Here is a 17,050-nt window from a genome sequence, read left to right as displayed (position 1 = left end):
ACTCTTTCCACCAGCTTACGGAGCATCCATGCCCACCCGTCGTCTCCTGCTGCTTGTCACGCTGACCGCCACGTTGCCCTTTGCCGTTCAGGCGCAGGACAAGCTGAAGGTCGTCACCACCTTCACCGTGATCGCCGACATGGCCCGGAACGTCGCGGGCGACGGGGTCGAGGTCGTCTCGATCACCAAGCCCGGGGCCGAGATCCACGGCTATGAGCCGACCCCGCAGGACATCGTGGGCGCGTCGGATGCCGATCTGGTGCTGTGGAACGGGCTGAACCTGGAGCGCTGGTTCGAGCAGTTCCTGGGCAACCTTGGCGATGTGCCTTCCGCCACGCTGACGGACGGGATCCAGCCGATCTCGATTTCGGGGGGCGAGTATGAGGGCAAGCCCAACCCCCATGCCTGGATGAGCGTCGACAACGCGCTGATCTATGTGGACAACATCTCCGCCGCGCTTGCTGCGGCCGACCCCGCCAATGCCGCGTCCTATGCCGCGAATGCGGAGGCGTACAAGGCCGAGCTGCGCGCCGCACTTGACCCGCTGAAGGCGCAGATCGCAGCCCTGCCCGAGGACCGGCGCTGGCTTGTCTCCTGCGAGGGGGCGTTCTCCTATCTCGCCCGCGACCTTGGGCTGCAAGAACTGTACCTCTGGCCGATCAACGCCGACCAGCAGGGCACGCCCCGCCAAGTCCAGGCGGTGATCGACGGCGTGCGCGAACACCAGATCCCGGCGGTTTTCTGCGAAAGCACCGTGGCCTCGGACCCCGCCGAACAGGTCGCCCGCGAAACCGGCGCGGCCTTCGGCGGTGTCCTTTACGTCGACAGCCTGAGTGCTGGCGACGGGCCGGTGCCGACCTATCTCGACCTCTTGAAGGTCACGACCGAAACCATCGCCAAGGGGCTGGCCCCGGCGAATTGAGGGTGAAATGCGCGACACCGCGGGCGATCTGGGGGCAGGGGACGAGGGCATCTTCGCCGAAGGGGTGACCGTCACCTACCGCAACGGGCTGACGGCGCTGACCGACGCCAGCTTCCAGATCCCGCGCGGCACGATCACCGCGCTCGTTGGCGTGAACGGCGCAGGAAAGTCCACGCTTTTCAAGGCGATCATGGGCTTTGTCCCCGTCGCCCGCGGCACGATCCGGTTGCTTGGAATGCCCGTCCGCGAGGCGCTGCGCCGGAACCTCGTCGCCTATGTCCCCCAGGCCGAGGAGGTGGATTGGTCCTTCCCGGTCCTGGTCGAGGATGTGGTGATGATGGGCCGATACGGCCACATGGGGTTCCTCCGCCGCCCCTCGGCCACCGACCGGGCCAAGGTCGATCAGGCCCTTGCCCGCGTCGGCCTCTCCGACCTGCGCCACCGCCAGATCGGCGAACTCTCCGGCGGCCAGAAGAAACGCGTCTTCCTCGCCCGCGCCCTGGCGCAAGAGGGGCGGATCATCCTTCTGGACGAACCCTTCACCGGGGTGGACGTGACGACCGAAGAGCAGATCATCACCCTTTTGCGCACCCTGCGCGACGAGGGGCATGTGATGCTGGTCTCGACCCACAACCTGGGCTCGGTCCCCGATTTCTGCGACCGGACCGTCCTCGTCAAAGGCACTGTCCTTGCCTATGGCCCGACCGAGACCACCTTCACCCGCGCCAACCTGGAACATGCCTTCGGCGGCGTCCTGCGTCACTTCACCCTGGGCGGCACCGACCTGCACGAGGACGACGACAGCCGCGAGATCAGCATCCTGACCGACGACGAACGCCCCTTCGTCCAGTACGGCCGCAAGGGCGACAAATGACCGGCCCCGCATTTTCTGTCCGCAAATATCCCCGCCGGAGGCTCTCCGAGCCGTTTTGCGTCCTTCACGCAAAACGGCGAGACAAAAGGCTCGCGCCGCAAGGCGCTCAATCAGAAAACCGCCCCAACCCCCGCGCGGCCGGCCATGCTTGAGCCCTTCGCCTACAGCTACATGACCAACGCGATGTGGGTCTCGGCCCTGGTCGGTGGCGTCTGCGGGTTCCTCTCGGCCTACCTCATGCTGAAGGGCTGGTCTCTGATCGGCGACGCGCTGTCGCACTCCGTCGTCCCCGGCGTGGCAGGCGCCTACATCCTGGGTCTGCCCTTCGCGCTCGGCGCCTTTCTATCGGGCGGCCTCGCCGCCGCCGCCATGCTGTTCCTGACCAACCGCACCGGGCTCAAGACCGATACCATCATCGGCCTCATCTTCACCTCGTTCTTCGGCCTCGGCCTGTTCCTCATCTCGATCTACCCCACCTCCGTCTCGATCCAGACCATCACCATGGGCAATATCCTGGCCATCTCGCCCGAGGATACGCTGCAACTGATCCTGATCGGGGGCATCTCGGCCGCCGTCCTCGTCGTCCTCTGGAAAGACCTGATGGTCACCTTCTTTGACGAGGCCCATGCCCGCACCATCGGCCTGCGCCCCGACCTCTTGAAAGTGGTATTCTTCACCCTCCTTTCCGCCTCGACCGTCGCCGCGATGCAGACCGTGGGCGCCTTCCTTGTCGTCGCCATGGTCGTCACCCCTGGCGCCACCGCCTATCTGCTGACCGACCGGTTCCCGCGCCTTCTGGCCCTTGCGTCGGGGATCGGAGCGACCACCGCCTTTGCGGGCGCCTACCTCAGCTATTTCCTGGACGGGGCCACGGGGGGTGTCATCGTCCTCTTGCAGACCGCCTGCTTCGCGCTGGCCTTCCTCTTCGCCCCGAAACACGGCCTTCTCGCCGCGAAACGCAGGGCCAAAGCATGATCGACGCCCTGATCCAGCCTTTCCAGTTTCCGTTCATGCAGAACGCCTTCCTGATCGCGCTGATCGTGGCCCCGCCAACGGCGCTTCTGTCCTGCTTTCTGGTCCTGAAAGGCTGGGCGCTGATGGGGGATGCGGTCAGCCACGCGGTCCTGCCGGGCATCGTGCTGGCGTATATGGCGGGGCTGCCACTCCTTCTGGGGGCCTTCGTCGCGGGGCTTGGCTCCTCGCTTCTGACCGGCTGGCTGGCCGACAACAGCCGGATCAAGCGGGATACGGTGATGGGGGTGGTCTTTTCGGCGATGTTCGCGGCCGGGATCGTGCTGCACACCGCCTTTCCGTCGGATATCCACCTGGACCACATCCTGTTCGGCAACATGCTGGGGGTAGGGGGCGCGGACCTGCTGACCGCCACCGCCATTGCCGCGCCGGTGACGCTGATCCTGGTGCTGAAATGGCGCGACCTGATGCTGCACGCCTTCGACCCGGCCCAGGCCCAGGTCTCGGGCCTGCGGACGCCGCTTCTGCACTATGGCCTCCTTGCCATCCTGGCGCTGACCATCGTGGCCACGCTGTCCTCGGTCGGCCTGATCCTGGCCATCGGCCTTCTGATCGCGCCGGGGGCCATCGCCTTTCTGGTGACGCGCAGTTTCGGCGCGATGCTGGTCACGGCGGTGCTGGTCTGCCTGTTCGCCATGACCACTGGCGTCTATGCCAGCTTCCATCTGGATTCCGCCCCCGCGCCCACGATCATCCTGATCCTGACCGCGCTTTTCCTTGCCGCCTTCCTGCGCCGCTGGCTGGCGACCCGCGCCGCCTGATCCGGCTTTACGCGCGGGCGGTAAGCCCCTACCCATGGGCCATGACCGAGACGCCCCTGACCCAGGCCATCGACGCCAGCCTTGCCCGCATCGCCGCTCAGGCCCCCGGCCCGGCCCGGCTGGAGGCGCAGTTGCGCCAACTGGCGAAATGGCGCTCGATCGTGCTGGCCAACACGCTGGCCGCCCGGGGCGGCACCCGCATCACCCACGGCCCCTTTGCCGGAATGACCTATCCGGTCGACGCGTCCGAGGGCGCGCGCGCCCCGCGCCTTCTGGGGGCCTATGAGGCCAGCCTGCACCCGGTGATCGAGGCCGTCATCGCCCGCGCCTATCCCCAGGTCCTGGATATCGGCTGTGCCGAAGGCTACTACGCCGTGGGTCTGGCGCGCCAGATGCCGGGCACCACGGTCCATGCCCGCGACAGCGATCCCCGGGCGCGCGCGCTGTGCGCCAACCTTGCGCAAGTTAACGAAGTCTCCGACCGCCTGCAGATCGGGCCAGAGGTCACCTATGCCGACCTTGCGCTCTGCGATCAGGCCCCGACCTTTGTCCTGTGTGATATCGAAGGGGCCGAGGACGCGCTTCTGGACCCCGCCCGCGCCCCGGCGCTGGCCCACGCGGATCTTCTGGTCGAGGTGCATGGCCCCGCGATCCGGGCCCGCCTGACCGACCGCTTCGCCGCAACCCACCGGATCACCCGGATCGACCGCACCCTGCGCCCCGACCTTTTGCCCGACTGGGCCGAGGGGCTGTCCGACCTCGACCGCCTGCTACTGCTGTGGGAATGGCGCGCGATGCCCACACCCTGGCTCTGGATGGAACACCGCTGATGCCGCCCAAGACCAATGCCGCGATCTGGTTCACCGCCGATGGCTATGACCCCGCCGCCAAGGGGATCAATGGCCGTCGGGTGGCCGGCGAAAGCTTCCTGCGCGGCTTTTTCGCCCATGGTGAGGTGGATGAATTTGTCAGCCTGGCCCATACCTCTGCCGAACACACGGCCTTTGCCGCCATGGCCCGTGCCGCCGGGGTGACGCGCCCCCTGCGCGCGGTGCGGCTGGACCAGCCCACCGGCATCCGCCCGGTCGAGGTCGTCAGCTACCCCGCGCCGCTCGGCACCACCGAATGCTGGCGTCGCGCGCCGCATGGCGGGGCGGCCTGGGCCTTGTGCGGCATCACGCATACCATCTCGACCAAGCCGGTGATGCAGGGTTTCTTCGACCTGCGCTCGGCCCCGCAGATGCCGTGGGACGCGGTGATCTGCACCTCGGCCGCCGTGCAAGCCGCCGTGCGCCGGCTGATGGAACTGGGGGAAGAGCATCTGGCCCGCCGCTTCCCCGGCGCGGTCCTGCCGGCGCGGCCCCTGTTGCCGGTGATCCCGCTGGGGGTGCATTGCGACGACTTCGCGCCCGATCCGGCAGCGGGGCAGGCCCTGCGTGCGCGGCTTGGGATCGCGGCTGGCGACGTGATCGCCGCCACCATCGCCCGGCTGACCCCGGATGAAAAGTTCGACCCCTTCCCGCTGTTCCTGGCGATGCAGGCCGCGCAAGAGCGGTTGACGGCGGCGGGCAAGGGCAAGCTGCACCTGATCCTCTGCGGCCAGTTCCGCGCGCCGCATTGGCAGGGCGTTTTCGAACGCGGCGCGGCGCGGCTTATGCCCGATTGCGGCTATCACCTGACCGATGGCGGCGACGCGGATCAGCGCAAGGCGACGCTGTCGGCCGCCGACATGTTCCTGTTTCCGATCGACAACGTGCAGGAAACCTTCGGCCTGGCACCGGTCGAAGCAATGGCCGCGGGTCTGCCGGTGGTCGTGTCGGACTGGGACGGATTGCGCGATACGGTGACCGATGCCGTGGGCCTGCGCATCCCGACCGACCTGCCGGCGCCGGGCACGACCACGCATCTGGCGCAGCGCCACCTGGGCGGCACGGACGGTTATGTCCAGTACGTCGGCCAGCTTGCCGCGATGACTCGGCTGGACGTGGCAGCGCTGGCCCGCGCGCTGGAGGTGCTGGCGCTGGACCCCGATTTGCGTGCGCGCATGGGGGCTGCGGGGCAGGCGCGAGCGCGGGCGCTTTACGACTGGCGCGCGGTGATCCCGCAGATGCAGGCGCTTTGGGCCGAGCAGGCGGCGATGCTGGCCCATGCCCGCGCGCATCCCGGCCCCCTGACCGCCCCGATGGACCCCGCGCTGATCCCCGTGGGCCCCGCCCCCGACCAGATGTTCGCCGCCTACCCAAGCCCCCGGCGCAAGCCCGCCCCCCGCCTGCGCCCCGTCGCGCTGGGCGCGCGCCCCGACGTGGCCGAGACGCTGGACCTGCGCGACTACCTCGCCACCCGCCGCCTGGTCGAGGACCCGGCCCGCATCGCCGGGATCCTGGCCGCCTATGCCCCCACCGCCACCGAGGCCGAGGTCACCGCCGCTACCCGTCTGCCCCCTGCCGCCGTCGCCCGCGCCACGGCCTGGCTGTTGAAATACCACTTCCTGGAGGAGTCCCCATGACCCGTTCCATCCTGATCACTGGCGCCGGGGCCGGCATCGGCCGCGCCACCGCGCGCCTGTTCCTGGCCGAAGGCTGGGAGGTCACGCTCCTTGGCCGCCGCCGCGCGACGCTGGAGGAAACGGCGCAAGGCCACGCCGCCCGCATCATCCCCTGCGACGTGGGCGACCCCGCCGGTGTCGAGGCCGCCTTCGCCCAACTGACCCGGCTTGACGTCCTGTTCAACAACGCCGGCATCTCGGCCCCCGCGGCGCCGATCGACGAAATCCCGGTTGATCAGTGGCTTGAGGTCAGCCGCACCAACATCACCGGCATGTTCCTCTGCGCCCGCGCGGCCTTTGGCCTGATGCGGCGGCAAAGCCCGATGGGGGGCAGGATCATCAACAACGGCTCGATCTCGGCGCATGTGCCGCGGCCGGGCTCCACCCCCTATACCATGTCGAAACATGCGGTGACGGGGCTGACCCGCACCCTTGGCCTGGACGGACGCGCCTTCGACATTGCCTGCGCGCAAATCGACATCGGCAATGCACTGACCGAGATGGCCGCGCGTTTCACCAAGGGCGTGCTGCAAGCCGATGGCAGCATCAGGGCGGAACCCGTGATGGACGTGGATCATGTCGCGCGGATGGTCCTGCACATGGCCAGCCTGCCGCTGGAGGTGAACACCCCCTTCGTCACCATCATGGCGCGCGACATGCCCTTCATCGGGCGCGGCTAGGATCAGGCTGCGTCGGCGTAGATGCCCTGCAAAAGCTGGATCGTCTGCAGCACCTTGGGGTCCTGGATGGCGTAGAAGATCGCCTTGCCCTCGCGCCGGGTGGCAACCAGCCCCTCTAGCCGCAGCCGTGCCAACTGCTGGCTGACCGCCGCCTGACGCGACCCCAACAGCCGCTCAAGCTCGGTCACCGAACGCTCGGCCACGGCCAGATGGCACAGGATGGCCAGGCGTCCCTCATGGCTTAGTGCTTTCAGGAAGGCCGCCGCCTCGGGCGCGCAGGCTACAAGGCCGGCAGTTCCGGCCGAGGCAGGCATTGTGCCAATGGCCGAGGGGTCAAGATCGTACCGTTCACGCGACATCAAGGAATCCTATACAACGCTGGATTGCAACTAACATATCATCACCTGTGCAGGTGCGCGAGGGGACACTTGCCACCAGAATTCCCCGCGGGCAAGGTTCGGCCGAAACCCACCGCTCGGGTGACGCAGCGTCGGCGGGACCTCGCCGGCCCGCGCGTGCCCGTTGCCCGGCTCTTCAAGGACCGCTGATGACCCGCCCGCTTGCCTTTACCGCCCCCGGCCGCTTCTGGCGCGGCAACCTGCACACCCATTCCACCCGGTCGGACGGCGCGCTTGACCCCGAGGAGGTTTGCCGCCGCTACCAGGCCGAGGGCTATGATTTCCTGGCGCTGACCGACCACTTCATTGGCAGCTACGGCTATCCGATCGTGGATACCGTGCCCTTCCGCGCGCCGGGCTTCACCACGATCCTGGGGGCCGAACTCCACTCGGGCGCGATGGCCAATGGCGAGCTGTGGCATATCCTGGCCGTGGGCTTGCCGCCGGATTTCGCGCCGTCGAACAGCCCGACCTTCGTGCCGGTCGCGGGGCAGGAAACCGGGCCGCAGATTGCCGCCCGCGCCGTCGCCGCCGGGGCCTTCGTCGCCATCGCCCATCCGCAATGGTCCGGCCTGACGCTGGCGGATGCCCGCAGCATCACCGCTGCCCATGCGGTCGAGATCTACAACCACGGCTGCGCCACCGGGGCCGACCGGGCCGACGGCGGCGCGATCCTGGACCTCTTGCTGACCGAGGGGCGGCAGCTATCGCTCATCGCGACCGACGATGCGCATTTCACCGAACCCGACCATTTCGGCGGCTGGGTGATGGTCAAGGCCCAGAAAAACACGCCCGAGGCGCTGCTGGCCGCGCTGAAGGCAGGGGCCTTCTATTCGACCCAGGGACCGGAATTGCGCGATGTCTACCTCGACGGCGATCAGGTGGTGGTGGAAAGCTCGGCCGTGGTCTCGGTCGTGGCGCTGGGGCATGGGACCGGGGCCAAGGCGGTGCATGGCCATTCGATGACCCGCGCCGCCGTGCCGCTTGCACGGCTGAACAACAGCCCCTGGGTCCGCGTCGCGGTGATCGATGCCGCCGGCCGCCGGGCCTGGTCGAACCCGATCTGGCGCGAGGGCGGGCGGAACCCGCGCGCGCTTCACGCGTAAGAGGGGAACCCCGACGAAGGACGCGCCATGCCCGGCCCTGCCATGATCACCGAGGTCGAGGATTTCTTCGCCCTCGGCTGCGGCCGCTGCGCCCGCTTTGCGACGCCCGATTGCTCGACCCGGTTCTGGCTGCCGGGCCTTCTGACGCTGCGCGCGCTATGCCGCGAGGCCGGGCTGTCGGAGGTGGCGAAATGGGGGCACCCGGTCTACATGCACGCCGGACGCAACATCGCGATCCTGGGGGCCTTCCGGGGTGATTTCCGGCTGACCTTCTTCTACTCGGCCCTGTTGTCCGACCCCAACGGGCTGCTGGAGCGGCAGGGACCGAACACCCGCCACCCCGACTGCCTGCGCTTCACCGACAACGCCGCGCCGCAAGCGATGGCGCCGGCGATCCGCGATTTCTTGGCCCAGTGCATGACCCATGCCGTAGCCGGCACCCTGCCGCCGAAGGATCAGACCGAGTTGGACCTGCCCGCCGAACTGGTCGAGGCGCTGGACGCTGACCCGGAACTGGCCGAGGCCTTTCATGCCCTGACGCCGGGCCGGCAGAAAAGTCATGTGTTGCAGGTGAACGGCGCAAAGACGCTTGCCACGAAACAGGCCCGTATTGCGCGCGCCCGGCCGAAGATCCTGGCCGGCAAGGGCGCGACCGAGCGTTAAGCGGCTCCTCGTTCGACTTCGTCTCCTCGTCGCCGGGCGCGCGCCCCGGCGATGAGCGCATGACATGCGACGAAGAGCGGGTCGTTCGGCCGGCTGACCAGGGTTAACAATCCCTGAACCTCGCCGCACAACCCCTTGATGTCCCGGTCGCAGCCCATTCTGTCCACGCGGGACACGCCCCGGTTTGACCCCCGGCCCGCCGCCCGTTACGATTGCCGCCATGACCCAGGACCCCGCCCTCCGCATGACCCAGGCCCTCCGCGACGGCGGGGTGCGCGTGACCCGCCAGCGCGAGGCGCTTCTGAAGGTCCTGACCGAGGCCGCCGATCACCCCGACGCGGCCGAACTCCACCGCAGGGCCCGCACCCTGGACGACAGCCTGTCGCTGGCCACCGTCTACCGCACCCTCTCGGTCCTGGAACGCGAGGGCGTGGTGCTGAAACTGCCGCTGGAAAACGGCGGCGCGCGGTACGAGGTCGCGGACGCCCCGCACCACGACCACATCGTCGACCTGGACAGCGGGCACATCACCGAATTCCGGTCCGAGAAGATCGAACAGCTCCAACGCGAGATCGCCGCTGAACTCGGGTTCGAGATCGTCCACCACCGGATGGAACTGTACTGCCGGAAGAAGCCCTAGCCGGCAAAGCCGCCATAGCGGCCCTGGCTGAAGACCAGGGGCTCGCCCGTTCGCACGGTCACCCGCAGGACACGGCCAACCACGATCGCATGGTCGCCCCCGTCATGCACGGCATGGGCCGCGCAGTCGAACCGGGCCAGAGCGCCGGTCAGGGTGGGCAGACCCTCGGTCGTGACCGAATGGTCCAGCCCGTCGAACCCCGCGCCGCCGCGGGCAAAGCGGGTCAGCCAGTCGCGCTGCCCCGCCTCCAGCACATGGATCGCGAAATGCGCCGCCCCGGCAAAGATCGCAAACCGCGACGAGGCGCGGGCCGGGGACCACAGGACCAGGGGCGGGTCGAGGGAAACCGAGGAAAAGCTGTTCGCGACAAAGCCGACCGGACCCTCGGGTCCCAGCGTGGTGACCAGAGTCACGCCGGTCGCAAAGCGGCCGAATGCCTCGCGCAGCGCGCGGGGATCGGCGGGGTCGAGGATGGTTTCGGGAGCGTTCTCGGGGGCGTTCTCGGGGGCGGGGCTTCCGTCGGGCATGGGTGAACCTGTCATGGGTGCCACGAGATATGGCAAAACCCATGACATTCAACCGCATTTTCGCGCGTCAGACCGTGCGCAGAAGCCGAAGCGCGTCATAGATCGCGGCATGGGTGTTGCGCGCCTCGACCGCGTCGCCGATGCGGAAAAGCTGGAAGCCCCCGACCGCAGGCTGCGGACGCCCGTCGATCAGCGCGTCGTAATCCACCGCGCCCCGGTTGCCCGACTGCGGTTTCAGCGCGAAATAAAGGTCCGCCAAGGGCTGCGTCCCGCCGTTCACGACCACCTGGTCATAGCGCGCGGTCTTGTCCAGCTTCATGTAATCCGAACCGATCACCGCCTCCAGCTGGTTGCCCGCGCGCCGGACCGCATCCAGCTTGTAGGTCACGGTGAAGGTCACCGCCTTGTCCTGCAGCGCCCGCATGTAGGGCACTAGGTTCATCCCCATCACCTCGGGCGAGAAGCTGCGGTCGCGGGTCATCACCTCGACGCGGGCCCCGGTCTCGGCGATCAGTTGGGCGGCCTGCAGCGCGGCATGGTCGCCGGCGTCGTCATAGATCAGTACGTTCGTCCCCGGCTTGGCATCCCCCGACAGGATATCCCAGGTCGAGACCACAAGGTCGTTGCCGTCCGCCAGCAGACCCGTTGTCGGCAGGCCCCCCGTGGCGATCACCACCACATCGGGGTTTTCGCCAAGCACATCAGCGGCTTCGGCCCAAGTGTTGAAGCGGAACTCCACCCCCTTTGCCGTGCATTGGGCCAGGCGCCAGTCGATGATCCCGATCATCTCGGCCCGGCGCTTCGATTGTGCGGTCAGGCGGACCTGGCCGCCCGGCTGGTCGGCGACCTCGAACACGACCACCGAATGACCGCGCTCGGCGGCGACCCGCGCGGCCTCCAGTCCTGCGGGGCCGGCGCCGACCACGACGACCTTTTTCGGCACCTCGGCCTTTGCGATGTCGTGCGGTTGGGTCGCCTCGCGGCCGGTCGAGGGGTTGTGGATGCACAAGGCCATGCCGCCCTGGTAGATTCGGTCCAGGCAATAGGTCGCGCCGACGCAAGGCCGGATGTCGGCCTCGCGCCCCTCGATGATCTTGCGCACGATATGCGGGTCGGCCATGTGCGCCCGCGTCATGCCGACCATGTCCACCTGTCCCGTCGCCACCGCATGGCGCGCCGTCGCCACATCGGGGATGCGCGCGGCGTGCAGGGTGGGCATCCCCACCTCGGCCTTGATCCGGCCTGCGAAGTCCAGGTGCGGGGCCGAGCGCATGCCCTGCACCGGGATCAGGTCGGTCATCGCCGGATCAGTGTGGATGCGGCTGCGGTTGATGTTCAGATAGTCGACCAGGCCCGAGTCGCGGAAGATCTTGCCGATCGCCACGCCTTCCTCGATGTCGATCCCGCCCGGCTCCATCTCGTCGACGCCGTAGCGCATGCCGATGATCAGCTTCGGCCCCACCTTTTTCCGGATCGCGGCCAGGATTTCCATCGTCAGGCGGGCGCGGTTTTCCAGGGACCCGCCATAGGGGGCGTCCAGCGTATTGGTCAGCGGCGACATGAACTGGTCGAGGAGGTGGCCGTGGCACATGATCTCGATCCCGTCGAGACCGGCCGCCTGCATCCGCTCTGCCGCATCGACATAATCGCGGATGATGCGGGCGATGTCCCAATCCTCGGCCGGTTTCGGGGTGGCGCGGTGGGCCGGCTCGCGTTCGTGGGTCGAGGAGACGACGGGCAGCCAGTCGCCCTTGTCCCAGCGGGTGCGGCGGCCAAGGTGGGAAAGCTGGATCATCACCGCCGCGCCCGCCTCGTGGCAGTCATCGGCCAGCCGCTTCATCCAGGGCACGATCTCGTCCTTCCAGACCAGAAGGTTCGAGAACACCGGCGGGCTGTCGCGGCTGGTGCTGGCGGACCCGGCGGTCATCACCATCGAAACCCCGGCCCTGGCGCGTTCCAGATGATACAGCCGGTAGCGGTCCTTCGGCATCCCGTCGTCGCCGTAGGCCGGTTCATGGCTGGTGGTCATGATCCGGTTGCGCAGGGTGAGGTGCTTCAGCTGGAAGGGTTGAAGAAGCGGATCGTTCGACATGGGGCCGGGCCTGCAAGCTGGAGGGAATCGCCGTTACCTCCCAGTATGGCAAGACTTGACATATGTGTCGAGTTTTTCAGCCGTCATCCTGGCCGGGGCCGCTTGTGCCGGGCCGCGCGGCAGGCCAAAGTCGCGGTATGGATGGCAAGCGCACAGAACGTGGCTGGCGGGGCACGCCGGATGTCTGGCTGGAGGCGGCCTACGACCTTTTGGTCGAAGGCGGGGTCGAGGCGGTCAAGGTCATGCCGCTGGCCGACCGGCTGGGCCTGTCGCGCACCAGCTTTTACTGGCATTTCCAGGACCGCGAGGCGCTGTTGGCCGGTCTGATCGACCGCTGGAAGGCGAAGAACACCGGCAATCTGGTCGCCCGCTGCGAGGCCCCGGCCGCCACGATCGCCGAGGCGATGCTGAACCTGATCGATTGCTGGGTGGACCCGCAGCTCTTTGACAGCCGGCTGGAATTCGCGATGCGGACCTGGGCCTTGACCGACCGCACGGTCGAGGTCGCGATGGCCGAGGCCGACGCCACCCGGATCGCGGCGCTGACGGCGCTCTTCCGCCGCTTCGGCTATGCCGAGACCGAGGCGGACACCCGGGCGCGCACGCTGTATCTGACCCAGGTCGGCTATATCGCGCTGCGCAGCCAGGAAAGCTTTGCCGTCCGGTTGGGTCGCATCCCGGCCTATGTCCTGACCTTCTCGGGCCAAGCCCCGACCGAGGCCGAGGTCGCGGCCTTCCGCGCCCGCCACGCGGTCAGGTCAGACGGCTGAGAAGTTGCAGAAGCGTCGCCCGCTCGCCCGCCGTCAGCGGGTCCAGCGTATCGTGCGAGACTTGCAGCGCGGTCCCGGCACGGGTGGTGAAAAGCGCGGCGCCCGCAGCGGTCAAGGACACGGTCAGGCGGCGGCGGTCGTCGGGGTCGGCGCTGGTGGCGACATAGCCCAGCTTGGCCAGACGGTCCACGACGCCCTTGATCGTGGCGGCGTCCATCGCCGTCTCGCGGCCAAGGTGGTTCTGCGACAGGGGGCCGACCTGCGCCAGGCGGGCCAGGACGGCAAACTGGGTGGTGGTGACCTCGGGGATTGCGGCGGCAAAGATCGCCAGATGCCGCTGCGTCACCCGGCGCAGGACATAGCCGATCTGGTCATCCAGGCGGTAATTCGCAGCATCGTTCATGATCTTGCGATACGCGCTGCGCCCCCGCCGCGCAAGACTGTTGACAGGGGGCACGGCCGGTCGCAATCTTGTTTCTGTGCATATGAATTCGGGGGCAAGCGTGCCGGACTACGCCCGACCTGACAGCCTGCCAAAGGCGCTTCAGCTTCTGTCGCGTGGCGGCTGGCGCGTGCTGGCCGGGGGCACCGACCTTTACCCCGGTGCGGGGTCCAGGCTGGACGGGGACGTGCTGGATCTGGGTGGGCTGGACGAACTTGCGGGCATTCGCGCCGGGCAGGGGCAGGGGCTGCGGATCGGCGCGGCGACCAGCTGGACCGCGATTGCCACGGCCGACCTGCCCCCTGCGGCCCGTGCCCTGCAGCAGGCCGCGCTGCAGGTCGGCGGGCGTCAGGTGCAGAACGCGGGCACGATTGGCGGCAACCTGTGCAACGCCTCACCCGCCGCGGACGGTGTGCCGCCGCTCCTGGCGCTGGACGCAAGTGTGGAGATCGCCTCGCCCGCCGGAACCCGGACCCTGTTGCTGGACCGCTTCCTTCTTGGCCCCCGCCGCACTGCGCTTGGCCCGGATGAGGTGCTGACCGCAATCCTGATCCCGCAAGCGGCGCTTTCGGGCCGGTCGGCCTTTGTCAAGCTGGGCACGCGGGCGCATCTGGTAATCTCGATCGCCATGGTCGCCGCGCGTCTGGACATGGACGGCGACCGCATCACCCACGCCGCCGTGGCGGTCGGGGCCTGCTCCCCTGTCGCGCAGCGCCTGCCGCGGGTCGAGGCCGCGCTTGTCGGCCCCCGGGACGGTGCCGCCGACCGCATCCCCGCCGAATCGGTCGCCGCTGCCCTTGCCCCCATCGACGACGTGCGCGCCACCGCCACCTATCGGCGCCAGGCCGCCGCCGAACTGGTCCGCCGCGCGGTCAGCGAGGCCCTGGCATGATCGCCTTTACCCTGAACGGCGCCCCCGTCGGCACCGACGCCCCCCCGACCGAACGCCTGTCCGAGACGCTGCGCGAACGGCTGGGCATGGTCGGCACCAAGGTTGGCTGCGACGCCGGTGATTGCGGTGCCTGCACGGTGCTTCTGGACGGGGCGGCGGTCTGCGCCTGCCTGACGCCCGTCGCACGGGTCGAAGGCCGCGCCGTCACGACCATCGAGGGCGAGACCGCCGAGCTTTCCCGCCTCTGCGCCAGTTTCCACGCCCATGGTGCCGCGCAATGCGGGATCTGCACGCCCGGCATGCTTTTGACCGCAGCCGAGCTTCTGGCCCGCACCGCCCAGCCCACGGCCGAGGAGGTGGAACAGGCGCTTGGGGGCGTCTTGTGCCGCTGCACCGGCTATCGCAGCATCATCGCCGCCGTGGTCGCGGCCGGTGGGCCGTTGCCCGCTGCGCCGACAGACGGGGTGGGGGCCAGCGTCCTGCGGCTGGACGGCGCGGCCAAGGTGGCGGGCGACAGTTTCGGCGCGGACGAATGGCCGGTCGGCGCGCTGGTGGTCAAGGCCGTCCGCTCGCCCCATCCCCATGCCGCGTTCCAGATCGGTGACCTTGGCCCGTTCCGCGCCCGTCCCGGCGTGGTTACGATCCTGACCGCCGCCGACATCCCCGGACGCAACGCGTTTTCGGTGATCCCCCCCTTCGCCGACCAGCCCGCCATCGCCGCCTCGCCCGCCCGGTTCCGGGGCGAATGCGCGGCCCTTGTGGCGTTCGAGCCGGGCACCGACCCCGACCTGACCGGCTTTCCGATCACCTGGACCCCGCTTCCCGCCCTCACCACCCCGGCCGAGGCCGAGGTGGGCGACCTCATCCACCCGACCCGCCCCGGCAACCGCCTGATCGAAGGCCGGGTGCAAAAGGGCGATGCCGCCGCCGCCCTTGCCGCCAGCGCCCATGTCGTCGAAGGCGAGATGACCACCGCCTTCGTCGAACACGCCTATATCGAACCCGAAGCCGGCAGCGCCTGGGCAGAAGGCGAGACCCTGGTGATCCGCGCCTGCACCCAGGCCCCGGCCATGGACCGCGAGGATACCGCCGCGATCCTGGGGCTGCCGCTGGACCGGGTCCGCATCATCCCTTCCGCCGTGGGCGGGGGGTTTGGCTCCAAGCTGGATATCTCGCTGCAACCGCTGATCGGCCTGGTCACCCTCAAGACCGGCCGCCCCTGCCGCATGGTCTACAGCCGCCAGGACAGCATGACCTCGACCACCAAGCGCCACCCGGCCGAGATGCGGGGCCGGATCGGCTGTGACGCGCAAGGCCGGATCACGGGGGTGGAGTTCGAGGGCCGCTTCAACACCGGCGCCTATTCCAGCTGGGGCCCGACCGTGGCGAACCGGGTGCCGGTGCATGTTTCGGGGCCGTACCTGACGCCTGCGATCACTGCCCGGGCGCGGGCGATCCATACCCACGGGCCGGTTTCGGGCGCGTTCCGTGGCTTTGGCGTGCCGCAAGGCGCGCTGTGGCAGGAAACGCTGTACGACCGGCTGGCCGACAAGGCGGGCATCGACCGGCTGGAGTTCCGGCTGATCAACGCGCTGCGCGACGGCGACGCCTCGGCCACCGGCCAGACCCTGCGCGCGGTGGGCATCCACGACTGCCTGACCGCCTTGCACCCGCACTGGACCCGCGCCCTTGCCGACGCGCGGGGCCAAAAGGGCCGGGGCGTCGGCATCGCCTCGTGCTGGTACGGCTGCGGCAACACGGCGCTGCCGAACCCCTCGACCATCCGCATCGGTGTTTCGCCCGAAGGTGAAGTGGTCCTGCATCAGGGCGCGACCGACATCGGCCAGGGCTCGAACACCGTCATCGCCCAGATCGCGGCCGAGGCGCTGGGTCTGCCGCTTGCCGCCTTCCGCCTGATCGGCCCCGACACCGCGCTGACCCCGGACGCCGGCAAGACCTCAGCCAGCCGGCAGACCTTCGTGACCGGCCGCGCCGCCAAGGCCGCGGCCGAGGCCCTGCGCGCCGAAATCCTGCGCCACGCCAATGCGGGGCAGGGCGCCACGCTGGCGCTGGACGGCCCCACACTCATCGTCCGCGACCGTGGCACGACCGCCCGGATCGACCTTGCCCGCCTGCCCACCAATGCCCAGGGCCACGCCCTTGCCGCCGAGGCGACCTATGACCCCCCGACCTCGCCCCTCGACGCCGATGGCCAGGGCGCGCCCTATGCGCTTTATGGCTACGGCGCCCAGATGGTGGAGCTTCTGGTGGACGCGGCCCTTGGCACGGTCAAACTCCTGAAGATCACCGCCGCGCATGACGTGGGCCGCGCGATCAACCCGATGCTCGCCCGCGGCCAGATCGAGGGCGGCATTGCCCAGGGCATTGGCCTCGCGCTGATGGAGGAATACCTGCCCGGCCGGACCGAGAACCTGCACGACTACCTGATCCCCACCACCAGCGACGTGCCCCCGATCGAAAGCCTGTTGATCGAGGTTCCCGACCCCGAAGGCCCCTTCGGCGCCAAGGGCCTGGGCGAACACGTCCTGATCCCCACCGCGCCGGCGATCCTGAACGCGATCCGCCATGCGACCGGGGCCGAGATCACCCGCGTCCCCGCGCTGCCGCACCGGGTCCTGGCCAGCACGCGGGGGCAGGCATGACTCTGCGCCCCGGCCATTTTCTGTCGATAGATATCCCGGGGGT

Annotated in this window: 17 protein-coding genes; 13 read left to right on the top strand and 4 right to left on the bottom strand. The window is 69.0% G+C overall.

Annotated elements, in window-relative coordinates:
• Positions 1 to 28 precede the first annotated feature (28 nt).
• The 7 genes from CXR42_RS04600 (at position 29) to CXR42_RS04570 (ending at position 6,814) form a co-directional block, all read left to right on the top strand.
• Positions 29 to 922 carry a metal ABC transporter substrate-binding protein gene (locus CXR42_RS04600; RefSeq protein WP_103256294.1) on the top strand — a complete coding sequence of 298 codons (894 nt, stop codon included), beginning with the start codon at positions 29 to 31 and terminating at the stop codon, positions 920 to 922.
• Positions 923 to 929: 7 nt separating this feature from the next.
• Positions 930 to 1,796 carry a manganese/iron ABC transporter ATP-binding protein gene (locus CXR42_RS04595; protein WP_103256293.1) on the top strand — a complete coding sequence of 289 codons (867 nt, stop codon included), beginning with the start codon at positions 930 to 932 and terminating at the stop codon, positions 1,794 to 1,796.
• 144 nt (positions 1,797 to 1,940) lie between these two features.
• Entirely contained in the window at positions 1,941 to 2,771 is an 831-nt protein-coding gene (locus CXR42_RS04590; RefSeq protein ID WP_103256292.1) for a metal ABC transporter permease, read from the top strand.
• Positions 2,768 to 3,589: a metal ABC transporter permease gene (locus tag CXR42_RS04585; RefSeq protein WP_103256291.1), complete on the top strand. Its 822-nt coding sequence runs from the start codon at positions 2,768 to 2,770 to the stop codon at positions 3,587 to 3,589. Before CXR42_RS04590 ends, CXR42_RS04585 begins: the two co-directional genes overlap by 4 nt.
• Positions 3,590 to 3,630: 41 nt before the next feature.
• Complete coding sequence (locus CXR42_RS04580) at positions 3,631 to 4,419, top strand: class I SAM-dependent methyltransferase (protein WP_103256290.1); 789 nt, start codon at positions 3,631 to 3,633, stop codon at positions 4,417 to 4,419.
• Positions 4,419 to 6,095 (top strand): glycosyltransferase family 4 protein, encoded by a 1,677-nt coding sequence (locus tag CXR42_RS04575; RefSeq protein ID WP_146037996.1) that lies wholly within the window; start codon positions 4,419 to 4,421, stop codon positions 6,093 to 6,095. Before CXR42_RS04580 ends, CXR42_RS04575 begins: the two co-directional genes overlap by 1 nt.
• Positions 6,092 to 6,814, top strand: coding sequence for an SDR family oxidoreductase (locus tag CXR42_RS04570; RefSeq protein ID WP_103256288.1), 723 nt, complete (start codon positions 6,092 to 6,094; stop codon positions 6,812 to 6,814). Before CXR42_RS04575 ends, CXR42_RS04570 begins: the two co-directional genes overlap by 4 nt.
• A gap of 2 nt (positions 6,815 to 6,816) precedes the next feature.
• On the opposite strand, the gene CXR42_RS04565 is transcribed toward CXR42_RS04570, so the two are convergent.
• Positions 6,817 to 7,173 (bottom strand): ArsR/SmtB family transcription factor, encoded by a 357-nt coding sequence (locus CXR42_RS04565; protein WP_103256287.1) that lies wholly within the window; start codon positions 7,171 to 7,173, stop codon positions 6,817 to 6,819.
• A 188-nt stretch (positions 7,174 to 7,361) separates the two neighbouring features.
• Here CXR42_RS04565 and CXR42_RS04560 point away from each other — a divergent pair, with 188 nt between their 5' ends.
• The 3 genes from CXR42_RS04560 (at position 7,362) to CXR42_RS04550 (ending at position 9,621) form a co-directional block, all read left to right on the top strand.
• Positions 7,362 to 8,318 carry a PHP domain-containing protein gene (locus CXR42_RS04560; RefSeq protein ID WP_103256286.1) on the top strand — a complete coding sequence of 319 codons (957 nt, stop codon included), beginning with the start codon at positions 7,362 to 7,364 and terminating at the stop codon, positions 8,316 to 8,318.
• A gap of 27 nt (positions 8,319 to 8,345) precedes the next feature.
• Positions 8,346 to 8,981 carry a YdeI/OmpD-associated family protein gene (locus tag CXR42_RS04555; RefSeq protein ID WP_245875336.1) on the top strand — a complete coding sequence of 212 codons (636 nt, stop codon included), beginning with the start codon at positions 8,346 to 8,348 and terminating at the stop codon, positions 8,979 to 8,981.
• 220 nt (positions 8,982 to 9,201) lie between these two features.
• On the top strand, positions 9,202 to 9,621 hold the full coding sequence (locus CXR42_RS04550) for a Fur family transcriptional regulator (RefSeq protein WP_103256285.1): 420 nt from the start codon (positions 9,202 to 9,204) through the stop codon (positions 9,619 to 9,621).
• On the opposite strand, the gene CXR42_RS04545 is transcribed toward CXR42_RS04550, so the two are convergent.
• Both CXR42_RS04545 and CXR42_RS04540 read right to left on the bottom strand, forming a co-directional pair.
• Entirely contained in the window at positions 9,618 to 10,148 is a 531-nt protein-coding gene (locus CXR42_RS04545; protein ID WP_103256284.1) for a flavin reductase family protein, read from the bottom strand. The two genes, CXR42_RS04550 and CXR42_RS04545, sit on opposite strands and share 4 nt — an antisense overlap.
• Before the next feature lie 67 nt (positions 10,149 to 10,215).
• Entirely contained in the window at positions 10,216 to 12,240 is a 2,025-nt protein-coding gene (locus tag CXR42_RS04540; RefSeq protein ID WP_103256283.1) for an oxidoreductase, read from the bottom strand.
• A gap of 137 nt (positions 12,241 to 12,377) precedes the next feature.
• Between CXR42_RS04540 and CXR42_RS04535 the strand changes: the two genes are divergently transcribed.
• Positions 12,378 to 13,010 (top strand): TetR/AcrR family transcriptional regulator, encoded by a 633-nt coding sequence (locus CXR42_RS04535; RefSeq protein ID WP_103256282.1) that lies wholly within the window; start codon positions 12,378 to 12,380, stop codon positions 13,008 to 13,010.
• On the opposite strand, the gene CXR42_RS04530 is transcribed toward CXR42_RS04535, so the two are convergent.
• Positions 12,994 to 13,413, bottom strand: a complete 420-nt coding sequence (locus CXR42_RS04530; RefSeq protein ID WP_103256281.1) for a MarR family winged helix-turn-helix transcriptional regulator — start codon at positions 13,411 to 13,413, stop codon at positions 12,994 to 12,996. The two genes, CXR42_RS04535 and CXR42_RS04530, sit on opposite strands and share 17 nt — an antisense overlap.
• Positions 13,414 to 13,513: 100 nt before the next feature.
• Between CXR42_RS04530 and CXR42_RS04525 the strand changes: the two genes are divergently transcribed.
• Positions 13,514 to 14,344: an FAD binding domain-containing protein gene (locus CXR42_RS04525; protein WP_245875335.1), complete on the top strand. Its 831-nt coding sequence runs from the start codon at positions 13,514 to 13,516 to the stop codon at positions 14,342 to 14,344.
• Positions 14,341 to 17,007 carry a molybdopterin-dependent oxidoreductase gene (locus CXR42_RS04520; protein WP_103256279.1) on the top strand — a complete coding sequence of 889 codons (2,667 nt, stop codon included), beginning with the start codon at positions 14,341 to 14,343 and terminating at the stop codon, positions 17,005 to 17,007. Before CXR42_RS04525 ends, CXR42_RS04520 begins: the two co-directional genes overlap by 4 nt.
• Positions 17,008 to 17,050: the final 43 nt, after the last annotated feature.

The sequence above is a fragment of the Tabrizicola aquatica genome, assembly GCF_002900975.1.
Classification (GTDB): Bacteria; Pseudomonadota; Alphaproteobacteria; order Rhodobacterales; family Rhodobacteraceae; genus Tabrizicola; species Tabrizicola aquatica.
Note: the sequence above shows the minus strand (reverse complement) of the source record. Positions and strands in the feature narration are given on the sequence as shown.